The sequence below is a fragment of the Rhodoferax saidenbachensis genome, from assembly GCF_001955715.1.
Classification (GTDB): domain Bacteria; phylum Pseudomonadota; class Gammaproteobacteria; order Burkholderiales; family Burkholderiaceae_C; genus Allorhodoferax; species Allorhodoferax saidenbachensis.
The window spans coordinates 561,147-576,282 of sequence record NZ_CP019239.1 but is presented as its reverse complement, the minus strand read 5'-3'; the positions used below and the strand labels follow the sequence as shown (position 1 = coordinate 576,282).

Genomic DNA, 15,136 nt, shown 5'->3' with positions numbered 1-15,136 from the left:
CAGGGGATTTACCTGTCAATCCCAAAAACCTAGGGTTTACCCCTATAAAGATTCGCCAAGGGCTGCACATTTGGCCGACTTTTGCCTCGCTTATCGCCCAAATGCCCAAGGCGGGCTTCTCCAGAATTCAACCCATCGTTACTGATTGTCTGCAGGTAAGCAGGCATAGCAATCGGCGGCGACGCTGATTCAAATTTTTTAGGAGTTCCGCAATGGCCTCAACCATCAATACCAATATCCAGTCGCTGACTGCGCAGCGCAACCTGAGCAATAGCCAGGCGTCGCTGTCGACCTCCATGGCACGCCTGTCGTCGGGCTTGCGCATCAACAGCGCCAAGGACGATGCTGCGGGTCTGGCCATTAGCGAACGTTTCACGGCCCAGATTCGCGGCGTCAACCAAGCTGCTCGCAATGCCAATGACGGCATTTCGCTTTCGCAGGTGGCTGAAGGCGCGTTGGGCAGCTCGTCCAGCATGCTGCAGCGGATCCGCGAACTGGCAGTGCAATCGGCCAATGCCACCAATTCCGCATCGGACCGCGCCGCGTTGAACGCCGAAGTGAGCCAGCTCACTGCCGAGCTGAACCGCATTGCCCAAACCACCCAATTCAACGGACAGAACATTCTGGACGGTAGCTTTACCTCTGCCACATTCCAGGTCGGCGCCAACGCCAACCAGACTATCACCGCCACCACGGCCAACTTCAGCACCAGCATGTATGGCAACAACCGCATGGGCTCCTCGGTTGCCACCAGCACCAGTGGCGTGGGCGACTTGGTCGTTGGCACCGTAAGCACAGGCACCAACCCCACCACCGCCGTACTCAACCCAGCCGCAGGCAACCCCACGGCTGGAGAGACGCTGACCATCAGCGGCGCAACTGGCACCGCCACTGTCACCGTCGCCGCAAAAGCCAGCGCCAAGACTGTGGCTGCCGCTATCAATGCCCAGGCCGGCACGACAGGCGTCAATGCCACGGCCCGCACCAGCATTGACCTTGGCAACTTCACCGCTGCGGGCAATTATTCGTTGACAGTGGTCTCTGCCAACTCCGCAGCGACCCCCGCAACCATCGGATTCAACATCGGCGCCGGGCTCAACACCAACGACGGTTTGGCCGCTGCGATCAATGCATTCAATGACAAGACAGCCCAAACCGGGGTGACCGCCAAAATCAACACGGCGGGTAACGGCATTACCCTGACAAACGACGCGGGCGAAGACATCTCGATCGCCAGCGCAGCCAGTTCCGTCGGTTCGTTCAACGTGATTAACCCATCTTTTGGACCGATCCCGCCGGCCACCACGCCCACGACTGGAACGCCCATTACGGTCACCAATAACGGTACAGACACCGCCTATATCCTGGGTGCACTGACGATCGACTCGAACAACAGCTTCAGCATTGGCTCCCCGTCCGGAGCCCCAGTGACTGGGGCCAGCTACTTCACGGGCACCAGTGCCGCCAGCGAATTGCAGGCCGCATCCACCATGGACGTCTCCAGCGTAGACGCCGCCACCCGCACCCTGACCACCGTGGATTCGGCACTGTCCGTGATTTCCGCGCAGCGCGCCAAGTTCGGCGCTTTACAGTCTCGCTTCGAGTCTGCCATCAGCAGCCTGCAAACCACGGGTGAAAACCTGAGCGCCTCGCGCTCGCGTATCCAGGATGCGGACTTCGCACTGGAAACGGCCAACCTGTCGCGCACGCAGATCCTGCAACAAGCCGGTACCGCCATGGTGGCGCAGGCTAACCAGTTGCCACAACAGGTTCTGCAGTTGCTCAAGGGCTGATCCTCGCCACCGCAACCGCCGCTCTGGTCCTTGGAGTCCAGCCATGGCGCGAGCGCATTGATTCTCTCCCAACGCATGGGGCATGAGTTAGGCCTTCAGCGTGAGCGTGTGTCTGCCGATATCTGCAGGTATTGCAGTGTGCTGCCCAGGTTGCGGGCATCTGCACTGACCCGGTAGCGGGCGTCCCATTGCATACGACTATTTTTGCTTGTAGGTGTTTTGCCTACAGGCTGTTTGCGCTTCCCTGACACGCTGATTAGTCTTTTTCTGATTTAAGTTTCTGGCTCTCCATTCCAGAATTCGCTCCATGGTGATTCACACGAATTACCGCCACCGCAAGGAGCCGAACATGACCAACGAGCAGTTACTCAACGAGATCCGCGAAGCCAATCTGACCTACCTGATGCTGGCCCAGAATCTGATCCGCCAGGACAAAGCCGAAGCGCTGTTCCGCCTGGGCATGTCAGAAGAAGCAGCTGACCTGATTGGCACCCTCTCGCCCGCCCAGATTCTGAAAATTGCCTCCGGCAACATGCTGCTGTGCCGTTTCCGCGTGGATGACGACATTGTCTGGAACCTGCTGACCAACCACACGCCAAGCAAAGTGGACAACGACGCCACCACCAAGCTGCACGCCAGCATCCTGATGGCCGGCAAATTTGCCGAAGCCATGTAAGCCAAGAACCACCCGCACAGTCCCCAGGAGCAGCACCATGGCCAGCAAAAGCGTTTTGAACGATTCCAAACAGGTAGAGCGCGCCGTCGCCCTCATCCAGCTCGGCGCCCGCCTGCAGGTGCTGGAGAGCGAGACCGACCTGTCCTACGAGCGCCTGTTGCGCCTGTACAAGGAAGTGGCAGGCCGCTCGCCGAGCAAGGGCCAGTTGCCCTTCTCGACCGAATGGTTCCTGACCTGGCAGCCCAATATCCATGCCTCGCTGTTCCAGAACACCTATGAGTACCTGACCAAGGTCAGTGCCATGGAGGACATCGACGCGGTCATGGCGGCCTACCGCCTGTACACCGAACAGATCGCGGCGTGCGGCGTGGAACCGCTGCTGTCCATCACCCGCGCCTGGCGCTTGGTCAAGTTCATCGACAACAACATGCTGTCCATGACCAAATGCTCCAAGTGCGGGGGACATTTCGTGAGCGAGGCCTACGAGAACACGCGGCATTTCGAATGCGGCCTGTGCACTCCGCCCGCGCGGGCCGGCAAGGGCTCTGCTATAGGTGGCATTTTGTTGCACTAATTGCTATTATTTCTATAGCTACTTGCGCATATCCCATGAGGGCCGAGTGCCAATTTGGCAGTGAATTGAAGTGCATGCATCCGGCGGCGATATGATAGGTGCAGGCGGGCAAAACCCTGCCTCTTTAACCCTTGAGGCCGCGGGCTTCCCTGTCACAATGCATTTATGTTTGTACTCATTGGCCGGTTAGTTGTCATGGGCCCGCTGGGCCAGCCACTGGCCACACAGGGCGGCGCACCCGCGCTCGGGGAGTCCGGGAAACATGCTTAGGACCATGGAGCGCTGACTATGGCCGGGGACGCCAAGAAACTCCAGCCCATCATCATCAAGCGGGTCAAAAAAGGCGGCCACGCTGCGCATGGGGGCGCCTGGAAGATTGCCTACGCCGACTTCGTGACCGCCATGATGGCGTTCTTTCTGCTCATGTGGCTGCTGGGCAGCACCTCCGAAGGGGACCGCAAGGGCATTTCCGATTACTTCCAGTCCCCGATGAAAGTGGCATTGCAAGGCGGCCCCGGTGCGGGAGCCAGCAACAGCGTTCTCACGGGTGGCGGCAAGGACCTGACCCAACAGGTGGGGCAAACCCGCAAGGGTGACGGGCAAGACGCCAGCGCCAAGAAGATGTCCCGCGCGGAGCTCAAGGCCGAAGTCGCCAAACGCGATGCCAAGACCCTGGCCGCTCTGAGCGCCAAGATCGCGCAGGCCATCGCCAGCAATCCCAAACTCTCCGAGTTCAGCTCCCAAATCAAACTCGAAGTGACACCGGACGGCTTGCAGATCCAGATCATTGATGACCAGAAGCGCCCCATGTTTGACAGCGGCAGTGCGGCCGTCAAACCCTATATGCGCGACATCCTGCGGGAAATCGGCATCGTGCTGACCGACGTGGAAAACAAGGTCAGCATGGACGGCCACACCGACCGCACACCCTACGGCAATGCGGCCCGCGGCTACAGCAACTGGGAGCTTTCAGCCGACCGGGCCAATGCGGCCCGGCGCGAGCTGGTGCTGGCGGGCATGCCCGAAGAGAAACTGGTCCGTGTGGTGGGCATGGCATCCAGCCTGCTGCTGGAGCCAGACAATCCGTTTAGCCCGAGCAACCGGCGCATCAGTATTCTGGTCATGACCAAAGATGCGGAAGAACGCATGCTCGGGGCCGACCGCGTGCCGCTGGAACCGGAAACCGAAGGTCCACCAGCCACAGGCGAGCCCCCCGCGAAATCACCCCCGTAAGTCGCCGAAAATTCGGTCATACTTGCGCTAATACGAAAACCGCCCGCGAAAGGGTTAGCTATGGCAAAAGAACTCCGTTTTTTAGTGGTCGATGACTTCTCCACCATGCGCAGAATTGTTCGCAATCTGCTCAAGGAAAGTGGATACGCCGAGGCAGACGAAGCCGAAGACGGCGTGGTCGCCCTGCAAAAACTGCGCAGCAGCACATTTGACTTTGTGGTCAGCGACATCAACATGCCCAACATGAATGGTTTCCAGTTGCTGGGCGAGATCAAGAAAGACGACAAACTCAAGCACCTGCCGGTGCTGATGGTGACGGCTGAAGCACGCAAGGAAGACATCGTGCTGGCAGCACAGCAAGGTGCCGCCGGATACATCGTCAAACCCTTCACCAAGGCCACCCTGGAAGACAAGGTCAACCACATCCTGACCAAGCAAGGCCTGAAGTAATCATGTCCTCCCCGGAATTGCGTGACCTTCTGAAGGACGGTGTCACTCCCGTCCAGATTCACCAGCAACTCGGCGCTCTGACCCGCCAATTGCACGACTCCCTGAACGGCCTGGGACTGGCCGACAAAGTCAAAGACTGGGCCGGTGAGCTGCCTGACGCCAAAAGCCGCCTGTCATACATCGCGCGCCTGACTGGTCAGGCCGCAGAAAAAGTGCTCAACCAGGTCGACCAGGCCAAGGCCCAGCACGATCACATTGCGGCAGAAACACGCCGCATCGGCGCATTGATCACAAAGGACCCCGTGGCTGCCGTGGCTGGTGGCCATGTGATGAACTTCATCACCGATGTCGAGCAGGCCAGCCAGAAGGTGGACGGCTACCTGACCGAAATCATGATGGCCCAGGACTTTCACGACCTGACAGGCCAGGTGATTGCCAAGGTGGTGAACCTGGCAGCCACCATAGAAGAACAATTGGTGCTGATGCTGCTTCAGACCGCACCACCCGAAGCGGCCGCGAAGGCAGCGGCACCCGCTGCAGCCTACGTGCCGGCACTGGCCGGTCCAGTGGTGGCAGGGCAAGCCCACACCGATGTGGTGACCGACCAGTCGCAGGTGGACGACCTGCTGGCCAGCCTGGGGTTTTAAGCCCCCACGCTCCGCCGCTGCGCGGGTCGCGGCCCCAAAGGGGATGCATTTCGCCTTGGGTCGGCCCGGCGGCGAGACAGCCACCCCGGCACACACAGACAGAGGGGTGAAAGCCCCTCTTTTCATACTTTAGTTTCAGAGACTGCTCGCGACAATGGTGGGAACTTTAGAGTCCCGCCACCATGGAATCAGGCAGTCAAGATCGCAACCTACCGGCCTCAGAGCGCAAGCTGAAGAAGGCCCGGGAAGACGGCCAGGTCAGTCGCTCCGAAGACCTCTCCCACCTTGCTGTGCTGGGCATGGGCTCCATGGCGCTCCTGGTGCTGGCACCAGTGCTTTTTGACCGGCTCAAGCTCAGCCTGAGCCAGCAACTCACCTTCGATGCCACCACTGTCAAACAGACCGGCAGCATGCTGACGCGCCTGGGCGATGCCACCACCGTCGGCATCGCAGGCTGCACGGCATTTGCGGTCATCGTCATGGCATCAGTCATCCTCGCGGCCGTGGCCTCTGGTGGCTGGGTCAACAGCCTCAAGCCCCTGATGCCCGACTTCAGCCGGCTCAATCCGCTGAAAGGAATTGGCAACCTCTTCAGCAAAAAGAAGCTGCTCTCGACCGCAAAAATGGTGCTGCTCACCATCATCCTGTTCTGCATTGCCGCGTCTTACCTGAGTTCCGGACTGCAGACCATGGCCTCCCTGGTCCTGCAGCCCAGCAGCTCGGCCATTGCCCACCTGACTGAGTGGATCACCGGGGGGGCCGGTATGTTGCTGCTGGTGATCCTGTTGGCCGCCATGGTGGACGTACCGCTGCAATCCTTCCTGCACAAGGACCAGATGAAGATGTCCCACCAGGAGTTCAAGCAGGAAGGCAAAGAGTCTGACGGCAATCCGCAGATGAAAGGCAAGATGCGCCAGCGGCAACGTGAGCTGTCCCAGGGGGGCAGCATCAACGCAGTCCCCAAAGCCGATTTTGTGGTGATGAACCCGACCCACTTTGCCGTCGCGATCCGCTACGACGAAAAAACCATGCGTGCGCCCCAGGTCATCTCCAAAGGGGCCGACCTGCTGGCCATGCGCATCCGTGATCTGGCCAAGAGCCACTCCATTCCCGTACTGCAGTCACCCATGCTGGCGCGTGCGCTCTATGCCAATGCAGAGCTGGACCAGGACATTCCCTCTGCGCTGTACACCGCAGTGGCGCAGGTGCTGGCTTATGTGTACCGCCTGCGGGCAGCGCTGCGCGGTGACGGACCGATGCCCAACGAAGTACCACAGCCCTTCGTACCTCCAGAGCTGGACCCGATGGCTAAAACCGTGAAGGCAGCTACGCCATGAACGCCCAACTGAAATCACTGCAAAACTGGTGGAGCAGCAATGCCGCCGTGGTCCAGGGCGCAGGCGCCCCCATGCTGGTCGTCGCCATCCTGGCCATGATGGTGTTGCCGCTGCCTCCGGTGATACTGGATGTCTTCTTCACCATCAACATCGCCGTGGCGCTGATGGTCATGATGGTGGCGGCCTACATGATCCGCCCGCTGGACTTTGCAGCATTCCCCTCCGTGCTGCTGTTGACCACGCTGATGCGTCTGTCGCTCAACGTCGCATCCACCCGCGTCGTGCTGCTCGAAGGCCATACCGGCCCCGGCGCTGCAGGCGCTGTGATTGAGGCGTTTGGCCACTTCCTGATTGGTGGCAACTTTGCAGTGGGTCTGATCGTTTTCGCGATTCTGGTAGTGATCAACTTTGTCGTGGTGACCAAGGGCTCCGAGCGTATTGCGGAAGTGTCTGCGCGTTTCACACTGGATGCGATGCCCGGCAAACAAATGGCGGTGGACGCCGATCTGAACGCCGGCCTGATCAACGAAAACGAAGCCAAACGCCGTCGCGCAGAAATTGGTGAAGAAGCCGATTTCTTCGGTTCCATGGACGGTGCCTCGAAGTTTGTGCGTGGTGACGCCATCGCCGGCATCCTGATCCTGTTGATCAACATCTTTGGCGGCTTTGCCATCGGCATCTTGCAGCACGACCTGACAGCCACACAGGCAGCCAATACCTACATCCTGCTGGCCGTGGGTGACGCGCTGGTGGCCCAGATTCCCGGACTGCTGATCTCGGTGGCTGCCGCCATGGTGGTGTCCCGCGTGGGCAAGGACAACGATATTGGCAAACAGATCATCGGGCAGATGTTTGTCTCTCCGCGCGTCCTGGGCATTACGGCCGCCATCATGTTCATCCTGGGTGTCATTCCCAACATGCCGCACTTTGTCTTCCTGAGCATCTCGGCGGTTTTGACCTACGGCGCCTGGATGCTGGCACACAAACCCGTACCTGTGGACCCGCAAACCGTGGCCCCGGTTCCGGCCGGAGATGGAGAAGCGTCCTGGGACGATCTGCAGCCGGTAGACCAGCTAGGCCTGGAACTAGGCTACCGCCTGATCGCCTTGGTCGACAAGACACGTCAGGGCGATTTGCTCAACCGCATCAAGGGTGTGCGCCGCAAGTTCGCACAAGAGGTCGGTTTTCTGCCGCCTGCCGTGCACGTGCGCGACAACCTGGAACTCAAACCCAGCGGCTACCGTATCACCCTGCGCGGCGTGATTGTGGGCGAAGGCGAAGCCTTCCCCGGCATGTACCTGGCCATCAATCCCGGCGGTATCACCACGCCCCTGATCGGAACGGCGACTACCGACCCGGCGTTCGGCCTGCCTGCGCACTGGATCGACGAACGGCAGAAAGAAGCTGCGCAAATGGCCGGATTTACGGTGGTTGATTCCGAGACCGTCATGGCGACCCATTTGTCACACTTGATGCAGGTTCAAGCCTCCAAATTGCTCAGCCGCACAGAGACCCAACAACTCGTGGAACACGTCGCCAGACTGGCTCCCAAATTGATCGAAGAAGTCGTACCCAAAATGGTTTCCGTCGCTGTTTTCCAGAAAGTCCTGCAGTTGCTGCTGGACGAGTCGGTCCACATCCGCGACATCCGCACCATCATCGAATCGATCGCCGAACACGCAACCAGCACCGCAGACCCGGTAGAACTCGCCAAACGCGTGCGCATTGCCCTGTCCCCCGCCATCGTGCAGCAAATCTATGGCCCGACACGCGAGCTCAACGTGATCGCCATCGACCCGAGCCTGGAGCGCCTGCTGGTGCAGGCCTTGGGCAACAGCGCTGGCCCGGCACTGGACCCCGGTGTGGCCGACATGCTGACCCGCACGGCTGCCGAAACCGCCCTGAAGCAGGAAGAAATCGGCGTACCCGCCTGTTTGCTGGTGCCCGACCAGATCCGTGGTGCCATCTCCCGCCTGGTGCGCCGTGTGGCGCCGCGCTTGCAGGTGCTGGCCCACAGTGAAATTCCTGAAACACACACCATCCGCATTGGCCCCATTCTTAGAGGTGCAACATGAACATCCAACGATTTACTGCCGCCACATCCCGCGAAGCACTCGCCAAGGCGCGTCAGGCTTTTGGCGATGGCACCCTGATTCTGTCCAACCGTCCCACCGAAAACGGTGTGGAAGTCGTGGCCACGGCCGAAGATGCACTGGACATGCTGGACCAGGGCAGCAGCGGCAGCTCCGGTAAAGGCAAATCCTCTTTCGCCAGCCGGACCGCCGAACCGCTCAATTACAAGGATGTCGCCAGCCAGGTGGAAGATGACGCGGCCCAGTTGTCCATGAGCACCCTGTCTTTTCAGGACTATGTGCGTGAACGCATGGCGCGCCGTCGCAGCGAGGCAGGCCAAGACCAGACGCCCGCCCCCGCCACGCGCGAGGTAACCCAGGAGCGCCTGCCGCGTGCAGCGCCCACACCGTCCCACACGCAGGAGATCGCCGCGCTGCAAGCCAAAACCATCCCCGCGCGCAAACCGACCGCACCTGCCGCCCCCGCCCCACTGCCCAAAGGCATTGCGGACGAACTGCACGCCATGAAAGAACTGATCGAGGACCGTTTCAACACGCTGAACTGGCTGGGCCAGGCGCGCCAGAATCCGATCCAGGCGAATCTGATGCTCAAGCTGATCCGTGCCGGCTACTCGCCAACCTTGTCCCGCACAATTCTGGAACGCATGCCCGAGGGCTCCGACGCCAACGAAGCGGTCCGTTGGGTGGTCGACGTGCTGGAACGCAATCTGCGCACCGATGCCAACGGCCTGGCCCTGCATGAAGAAGGTGGAACCTTTGCCCTGATCGGCGCCACCGGCGTGGGGAAAACCACCACCGCCGCCAAGCTGGCAGGCCTGTGCGCACGCCGCCATGGCCCCGGCAGCGTGGGCCTGATTTCCCTGGACACCTACCGCGTGGGTGCGCAGGAGCAATTGCGGGCTTATGGACAAATGCTGGGTGTCGTGGCCCATCTGGCCCATGACCGGGCGGCCCTCCAGGACTTGCTGGGATTGCTGGCCGGCAAAAAAATGGTGTTGATCGACACCACCGGGCTGGCGCCACGCGACCCGCGCAAGCGTGAAATGCTGGAACTGCTGGATCTGCCTAACGTGAAACGCTTGCTGGTGCTCAACGCCGGCGGCCATGGTGACACACTGGACGATACCGTGACCAGCTTTAAGTCTGCCAGCGCCCAACAGGTCATCTTCTCGAAAATCGATGAAGCCGTGAAACTGGGCCCTGCCATTGATGCGGCCATTCGCCACCAGTTGGTTGTACGCGGCGTGACCACCGGTCAGCGTGTCCCCGAAGATTGGGAGGCTGCAAGCGCGTCCAAACTGGTCCGCGGCTCGCTGCGCGCCACCGGCAACTCGGCCTACGACCCTAAAGCCTCCGACCTGGGCTTCATCTTCAACCAGTCCAGCGCCACCAACCTGACCGCAGGGCATCTGCATGCTTGATTTCCCCGCCGATCAGGCGGCCGGTCTGCGTGGACTGGCACCACCCACAGGCCCCCATCTGGTGGCCATGGTGAGCCATGGCGACGACCAGACCGAGCTGCCGCTGCTGTGGCGTCTTTGCTCTGCACTGGTCAGTTTGGGTTATGCAGTGACGGTGCTGGATGCCACCAAGCGGGAGTCCGAGGCCAACCCCGGGCTTTCACAGCATCTCGAATACAACTTCCGCCATAAAGAGGAAGAACAGGATGCCCCGGGCTGGTCGGTGATTCCCTCCGCACTCGGGATACAGAATCTGTCCGCGGAAACCACGCTGCCCGTCCAGCGCCTGCAACGATTGGCGCCTATTTCCAGCCCCAATGGCGTCGTGATCCTGTACGCCAAGGCCGAGTGGCTGGCGCTCTTGCTCGTTGACAGCGGTGTCACCCCTTTGTTGGCCGTGTCATCCGTCAAGAACTCACTGCTGACCAGTTACCTTGCATTAAAACGGCTATTGTTAAACGCCCGCCTTGCGCCTACCATTTTGAATATGATGGGTGAACGGCAAAGCAGTGCGACAGCCAATCCGGCCAACGTAACCAGCCATTTGAGCGACTGCGCCAGAAATTTCCTGGGCTACGAAGTGAACGCCTTGAACATCGATCTCTGTGCAGACGAAACCCGTCTGGATGCGGCCATGCGTCGACTGTCCACCCATTTGCTGGAAACGGCCATCCCGCTCTCTTTCCCCCGTTCGCGTGGGGCCTACCAGGCGCGTACGCAGCCGGCTGATCGTTTCGCGAGGGCCTTCTGATGTACACCGCCAAGGGCCAGTTGGACCGCAATGCGCTGATCAAACAGTACCAGCCGCTGGTGCGTCGCCTGGCCCACCACATGATGGCCAAGCTTCCGGCCAGTGTGGAAGTGGATGACCTGATCCAGGTCGGGCTGATCGGCCTGTCAGACGCCCTGACACGGTATGAAGCCTCACAAGGGGTGCAGTTCGAGACCTTTGCCACCCAACGCATTCGTGGCGCCATGCTCGATGAGCTGCGCGAGAACGACTGGATGTCGCGCGGATCACGCAAGAGCCAAAAAGATATCGAAGTGGCCATGCGGCGCCTGGAGCACCGCCTGGGTCGCAGTCCCGCCGAGTCCGAAATTGCGGCCGAGCTGGGCATCAGCCTGGTGGATTACCAGAGCTTGCTGGGCAAGGTGCGCGGCACCCAACTGGTGTACCTGGAAGACATGTCGCGCGGTGAAGATGACGACACGTTCCTGGACCGGCATGTGGCCGACAGCAGCGCAGACCCTCTGAACATGTTGCGCGACCAGCGCCTGCGCCAGTCCCTGGTCACCGCCATCAAGGGGCTGCCCGAACGGGAGCAGTACATCATGAGCATGTACTACGAACAGGACATGAATCTGAAGGAAATCGCTGCGGTACTGGACGTGACGGAATCCCGTATTTGCCAGCTGCACAGCCAGTCGATTGCCCGCCTGCGGGCCAAGATGCGCTCCCACTGAGCGGCCATCCAGAGCAAGCTGGCCAGCACAAAGCTGGCTCCTCCCCCGAAATTCAGGCGGCGACCACCTTGAAAGCGCCCGACTGGCGCATGGCGCTCGCATAGGGCGCACTGTCTCCGGCATAGGTACTGGGCTGTCCGGACGAAGGCACCAGCAAAGGCAATGCCCTCTCGACCAGCGCCGCCTTGCGGTACAAGCCTTCGCGCAACAGGGGCAGGGCCTCGGCGAGCGCTTTGACACGTTGCGCCATGTCCGCCGGCAGCACGCCGCCAGGGGCCTGGCGATAGGACAACTGGATGAAATCCACCGCGGTTTGCTGCAGGCCTGCGCAAGCCTGCTCAAGTGCTGCGGGATCTGCGTCCAGCAAAGCGCAAGAAACCTCGTCGAACTGCTGCTCGACGAGGTTCATTTGGAGTTCCAGATGGGGGGATGACATGTCAGGCCTTTCGTACGTGGAGCCGTACGCAGGCCTGGCTCAACGGGTGGTGCGGTTGAGCATTTCCTGCGCGTTGGAAAGTAATTTGTCGGCAATGGCTTCGGGATTGACCACGTAAGTGCCGTTTTCGATGGAAGAGCGCACGCTCGCCACCTTCTCGGTATCGATATCGCCGGGCTGTGTGCTCGAGGATTTCTCCAGCGACTGGGCCAGCGTAGACACCGTCACCGCTACGCCCGCCGAACGCGTGCTTTTGCTCGCGTTCGCATTGGCTGCTGCCGTTGCCGTGGCGGGCTGCTGGGCTGCCTTTTGGGCGGCCGAAGCGCTGCCGGGGTTGACCGACGGGGGAATTTCTGGGGGTTGACCTATTTTCATTGCGTTCTCCAAAACTACGGTATTCGTAGCCTCGTACGGTTGCTATCGGCGCAATCTTCACCGACTTTAGGGCAATTTGCATCAATGTTTGCATTTACAGGTCAATTCTGACTGTTCGCGTATCCAGTACGATGCCGGAAGCAATACGCCCGCTGTCCATGCGCACCCGGGCCAGTTGCCCGACCACGCCGGCAGACAAGGCCTGGGCATCGGAAGAAATCTCAAAACCAGCCCCCTGCGCCACCACCCGAACCTGGGCGCCGGCCTGAAACACCTGTGCCGGCTTGACCATGCCCTGGCGCAGGGTCTGGCCCGTGGTCAACATGCGGGTGGCCGTTTGCCCCAGCCACAGACTGCGGTCCTTGAGCACGGGGTTGAACTCTTCTGCCCAGTCCACTTCTGCCTCCACCACGTCCCCCGCGCCAATCTGGCTGCCTGCAGGAACATGGTTCTTTATGACCCATGCCGTGCCGACGGCTTTCACGGTCACCGGCAGGGAAATATTCCAGCGGCTTACGCCATCTACACAGCGCAAACCGACACGGCTCTTGCCCCACAAGCGGGCGCCCACTGGTAAGTAGGGCTCAATATTGCCGCAAGGCGCCAGCCGCAGCCGCGCATCCAGGTTGCCGACCACCGCCTCCAGGCGCAAATGGCTGGCATCCGCCGGCAGCGCGCTCTGCAAAGCACCGCTCAACCAGTTCTGCGCCAGCTCCCGGAAATCGGGTGCTGCCGGGGCCTGCGCCGATGCCGCACCTGCGGCCAGGCACGCCAACCCGCCCAGAACGGTGAAGGCCCAGGTCCTTATTTGGGGTGCATCAAAGCAGCGCATGGTTCTCTCCTGACATGCACAAACTATAGGCACCCATGCCCCCGGGGAACCGCTGCAAATACCCGGCATTCACCCCTCTATTCGGGGTCTAAAAAATTAAAGGTTTTCCCATAATTGCCCCACGTCGAATGGATTGGCACCTGCCATGTGCTTCGACACCCCCAGCAAAGGTGATTTATGTTTGCCAATATGACCAACGCACTGGACTTCCAAGCGAAAGCCTTGGTCGTACGTGCCGAGCGCCAGCGGGTGATCGCCAGCAACATCGCCAATGCCGACACGCCCGGCTATTCGGGCCGCGACGTCAACTTCAAGGAAGCGATGGAGTCCGCCCTGGGTCACGAGACCACCCTGCGGCCCAGCGCACCCTCGGGCGGCACCTCCAGCGGGGTTACCCACCCGAAGCATATCGCCATCCAGAGCACCACCGGCAGCCTGGGCGACTCCAAACTGGACTACACCATCCAGACCCAGCCGGCCATGGATGGCAACAGCGTCGATCTGGACCGCGAACGGGCCAATTTTGTCGACAACTCGGTGCGCTACGAAGCCACCCTTCGCTTTATTAACGGCAGTTCCAAGTCCATCTTGAGCGCCATCCAGGGGCAATAAGGCCGCAGACCGCATAAGGAAGCCACAGCATGTCCATGTTTTCCATCTTCAGCGTCTCCGGCAGTGCGGTCAGCGCACAGTCGCAGCGCCTCAACGTGGTGGCCAGTAACCTGGCCAATGCCGACGCCGTGGCAGGCCCAGACGGCCAGGGCTACAAAAGCCGGCAGGTGGTGTTCGAGACGGTGCCCATGGGCTCCGAGGCATCCTCCGGGGTCAAGGTCAGTTCTATCAAGGAAAGCAACGAGCCCCTGCGCCGCACCCACAACCCGACCCACCCCTCGGCCGATGCCGATGGCTACATCACGCAATCCAATGTGAACCCGGTCGAGGAGATGGTCAACATGATCTCCGCCTCCCGGTCCTACCAGAACAACGTCGAAGTCATGAATACGGCCAAGACCCTGTTGCTCAAAACACTGCAGATGGGCCAATAGGCCACATAAGGAGTAGCACGCATGCTTACCAGCAACAACAATATCAACACGGCAGACAGCAGCAACCTGTTTGGTGCCACCACCACCAAGACCGCGCAGAATGCCGCCGAAGAGCAGACAGAGCGTTTCCTGAAACTGCTGGTGGCGCAGTTGAACAACCAGGACCCCATGAACCCCATGGACAACGCGCAGATGACCAGCCAGATGGCGCAGATCAACACCGTGTCGGGCATCAACCAGCTCAACGAGACCGTGAAAACGCTGTCCAGTCAGTTCACCGGCATGCAGGTCATGCAGGGCTCGTCCATTATCGGCAAAAGCGTGCTGGTGAAATCCGACACACTGACTATCCTGAACGGCAAGGCCGCCGGTGCGGTCGACCTGGAGGGAAAGGCCGACAAGGTCACGGTACAGATCCTGACACCCGGCGGCAAGGTGGTGGACACCATTGAACTGGGCGCCCAGTCGGAAGGTCTGACCGGTTTCTCATGGGATGCGTCCAAGTACACCGACAAGGCCGGCAGCCCGACCTTCAAGGTGACCGCCACCCTGAAGGGTGTGGCCGTCAAAAACACCGCGCTGGCCCATGACACGGTGGTTGCCGTCGGCACCAAGAACGGATCCATGACGGTAGAGCTCTCGGGCCGCAATGCCGTGGCATACGGCGACATCCAGGCCATTCTTTAATTGATTCCCACACCCCAACGGCAGTGACCCAGA

At 60.6% G+C, this 15,136-nt stretch carries 17 protein-coding genes; 14 read left to right on the top strand and 3 right to left on the bottom strand.

Annotated elements, in window-relative coordinates:
• The first annotated feature begins 212 nt into the window (after positions 1–212).
• The 11 genes from RS694_RS02800 (at position 213) to RS694_RS02750 (ending at position 11,727) form a co-directional block, all read left to right on the top strand.
• Entirely contained in the window at positions 213–1,793 is a 1,581-nt protein-coding gene (locus RS694_RS02800) for a flagellin N-terminal helical domain-containing protein (protein WP_029709474.1), read from the top strand.
• 349 nt (positions 1,794–2,142) lie between these two features.
• A complete protein-coding gene (gene flhD, locus RS694_RS02795) occupies positions 2,143–2,469 on the top strand; it encodes a flagellar transcriptional regulator FlhD (RefSeq protein ID WP_029709473.1) in 327 nt (108 codons plus the stop codon).
• A 37-nt stretch (positions 2,470–2,506) separates the two neighbouring features.
• Complete coding sequence (gene flhC, locus RS694_RS02790) at positions 2,507–3,043, top strand: flagellar transcriptional regulator FlhC (protein ID WP_029709472.1); 537 nt, start codon at positions 2,507–2,509, stop codon at positions 3,041–3,043.
• Positions 3,044–3,331: 288 nt separating this feature from the next.
• Positions 3,332–4,276 carry a flagellar motor protein MotB gene (motB, locus tag RS694_RS02785; protein WP_029709471.1) on the top strand — a complete coding sequence of 315 codons (945 nt, stop codon included), beginning with the start codon at positions 3,332–3,334 and terminating at the stop codon, positions 4,274–4,276.
• Between the two features lie 60 nt (positions 4,277–4,336).
• On the top strand, positions 4,337–4,726 hold the full coding sequence (gene cheY / locus RS694_RS02780) for a chemotaxis response regulator CheY (RefSeq protein ID WP_029709470.1): 390 nt from the start codon (positions 4,337–4,339) through the stop codon (positions 4,724–4,726).
• Positions 4,727–4,728: 2 nt separating this feature from the next.
• Positions 4,729–5,373: a protein phosphatase CheZ gene (locus RS694_RS02775; protein WP_051392102.1), complete on the top strand. Its 645-nt coding sequence runs from the start codon at positions 4,729–4,731 to the stop codon at positions 5,371–5,373.
• 182 nt (positions 5,374–5,555) lie between these two features.
• Positions 5,556–6,710 carry an EscU/YscU/HrcU family type III secretion system export apparatus switch protein gene (locus RS694_RS02770; protein WP_029709468.1) on the top strand — a complete coding sequence of 385 codons (1,155 nt, stop codon included), beginning with the start codon at positions 5,556–5,558 and terminating at the stop codon, positions 6,708–6,710.
• Positions 6,707–8,785: a flagellar biosynthesis protein FlhA gene (gene flhA / locus RS694_RS02765; RefSeq protein WP_029709467.1), complete on the top strand. Its 2,079-nt coding sequence runs from the start codon at positions 6,707–6,709 to the stop codon at positions 8,783–8,785. Before RS694_RS02770 ends, flhA begins: the two co-directional genes overlap by 4 nt.
• A complete protein-coding gene (gene flhF, locus RS694_RS02760; RefSeq protein ID WP_076069295.1) occupies positions 8,782–10,224 on the top strand; it encodes a flagellar biosynthesis GTPase FlhF in 1,443 nt (480 codons plus the stop codon). The genes flhA and flhF overlap by 4 nt, the downstream gene beginning before the upstream one ends.
• Complete coding sequence (locus RS694_RS02755) at positions 10,217–11,014, top strand: hypothetical protein (protein ID WP_076069292.1); 798 nt, start codon at positions 10,217–10,219, stop codon at positions 11,012–11,014. The genes flhF and RS694_RS02755 overlap by 8 nt, the downstream gene beginning before the upstream one ends.
• Positions 11,014–11,727: an RNA polymerase sigma factor FliA gene (locus RS694_RS02750; RefSeq protein WP_029709464.1), complete on the top strand. Its 714-nt coding sequence runs from the start codon at positions 11,014–11,016 to the stop codon at positions 11,725–11,727. Before RS694_RS02755 ends, RS694_RS02750 begins: the two co-directional genes overlap by 1 nt.
• A gap of 52 nt (positions 11,728–11,779) precedes the next feature.
• Here RS694_RS02750 and RS694_RS02745 read toward each other — a convergent pair whose 3' ends face one another.
• The 3 genes from RS694_RS02745 to flgA all read right to left on the bottom strand — a co-directional run bounded on the left by RS694_RS02745 (position 11,780) and on the right by flgA (position 13,370).
• Positions 11,780–12,163, bottom strand: a complete 384-nt coding sequence (locus tag RS694_RS02745; RefSeq protein ID WP_152528897.1) for a hypothetical protein — start codon at positions 12,161–12,163, stop codon at positions 11,780–11,782.
• A gap of 39 nt (positions 12,164–12,202) precedes the next feature.
• Positions 12,203–12,538, bottom strand: coding sequence for a flagellar biosynthesis anti-sigma factor FlgM (gene flgM, locus RS694_RS02740; RefSeq protein WP_029709462.1), 336 nt, complete (start codon positions 12,536–12,538; stop codon positions 12,203–12,205).
• A gap of 94 nt (positions 12,539–12,632) precedes the next feature.
• Complete coding sequence (gene flgA, locus RS694_RS02735) at positions 12,633–13,370, bottom strand: flagellar basal body P-ring formation chaperone FlgA (protein ID WP_029709461.1); 738 nt, start codon at positions 13,368–13,370, stop codon at positions 12,633–12,635.
• 177 nt (positions 13,371–13,547) lie between these two features.
• On the opposite strand from flgA, the gene flgB reads away from it, so the two are divergent.
• From flgB to RS694_RS02720, 3 genes are read left to right on the top strand one after another with little or no spacing between them, the layout of a single operon-like run.
• Positions 13,548–13,982, top strand: coding sequence for a flagellar basal body rod protein FlgB (gene flgB / locus RS694_RS02730; protein WP_029709460.1), 435 nt, complete (start codon positions 13,548–13,550; stop codon positions 13,980–13,982).
• Between the two features lie 29 nt (positions 13,983–14,011).
• The gene (gene flgC / locus RS694_RS02725; RefSeq protein ID WP_029709459.1) at positions 14,012–14,416 is read left to right on the top strand and encodes a flagellar basal body rod protein FlgC; all 405 of its coding nucleotides are present in this window, start codon (positions 14,012–14,014) and stop codon (positions 14,414–14,416) included.
• A 21-nt stretch (positions 14,417–14,437) separates the two neighbouring features.
• Positions 14,438–15,103 carry a flagellar hook assembly protein FlgD gene (locus RS694_RS02720; RefSeq protein WP_029709458.1) on the top strand — a complete coding sequence of 222 codons (666 nt, stop codon included), beginning with the start codon at positions 14,438–14,440 and terminating at the stop codon, positions 15,101–15,103.
• Positions 15,104–15,136: the final 33 nt, after the last annotated feature.

What these genes read in the sequence shown, in the direction of transcription:
- RS694_RS02800 (WP_029709474.1), top strand. Translation starts at nt 213, where the DNA reads ATGGCCTCAACCATCAATACCAATATCCAGTCGCTGACTGCGCAGCGC.
- flhD (WP_029709473.1), top strand. Translation starts at nt 2,143, where the DNA reads ATGACCAACGAGCAGTTACTCAACGAGATCCGCGAAGCCAATCTGACC.
- flhC (WP_029709472.1), top strand. Translation starts at nt 2,507, where the DNA reads ATGGCCAGCAAAAGCGTTTTGAACGATTCCAAACAGGTAGAGCGCGCC.
- motB (WP_029709471.1), top strand. Translation starts at nt 3,332, where the DNA reads ATGGCCGGGGACGCCAAGAAACTCCAGCCCATCATCATCAAGCGGGTC.
- cheY (WP_029709470.1), top strand. Translation starts at nt 4,337, where the DNA reads ATGGCAAAAGAACTCCGTTTTTTAGTGGTCGATGACTTCTCCACCATG.
- RS694_RS02775 (WP_051392102.1), top strand. Translation starts at nt 4,729, where the DNA reads ATGTCCTCCCCGGAATTGCGTGACCTTCTGAAGGACGGTGTCACTCCC.
- RS694_RS02770 (WP_029709468.1), top strand. Translation starts at nt 5,556, where the DNA reads ATGGAATCAGGCAGTCAAGATCGCAACCTACCGGCCTCAGAGCGCAAG.
- flhA (WP_029709467.1), top strand. Translation starts at nt 6,707, where the DNA reads ATGAACGCCCAACTGAAATCACTGCAAAACTGGTGGAGCAGCAATGCC.
- flhF (WP_076069295.1), top strand. Translation starts at nt 8,782, where the DNA reads ATGAACATCCAACGATTTACTGCCGCCACATCCCGCGAAGCACTCGCC.
- RS694_RS02755 (WP_076069292.1), top strand. Translation starts at nt 10,217, where the DNA reads ATGCTTGATTTCCCCGCCGATCAGGCGGCCGGTCTGCGTGGACTGGCA.
- RS694_RS02750 (WP_029709464.1), top strand. Translation starts at nt 11,014, where the DNA reads ATGTACACCGCCAAGGGCCAGTTGGACCGCAATGCGCTGATCAAACAG.
- RS694_RS02745 (WP_152528897.1), bottom strand. Translation starts at nt 12,163, where the DNA reads ATGTCATCCCCCCATCTGGAACTCCAAATGAACCTCGTCGAGCAGCAG.
- flgM (WP_029709462.1), bottom strand. Translation starts at nt 12,538, where the DNA reads ATGAAAATAGGTCAACCCCCAGAAATTCCCCCGTCGGTCAACCCCGGC.
- flgA (WP_029709461.1), bottom strand. Translation starts at nt 13,370, where the DNA reads ATGCGCTGCTTTGATGCACCCCAAATAAGGACCTGGGCCTTCACCGTT.
- flgB (WP_029709460.1), top strand. Translation starts at nt 13,548, where the DNA reads ATGTTTGCCAATATGACCAACGCACTGGACTTCCAAGCGAAAGCCTTG.
- flgC (WP_029709459.1), top strand. Translation starts at nt 14,012, where the DNA reads ATGTCCATGTTTTCCATCTTCAGCGTCTCCGGCAGTGCGGTCAGCGCA.
- RS694_RS02720 (WP_029709458.1), top strand. Translation starts at nt 14,438, where the DNA reads ATGCTTACCAGCAACAACAATATCAACACGGCAGACAGCAGCAACCTG.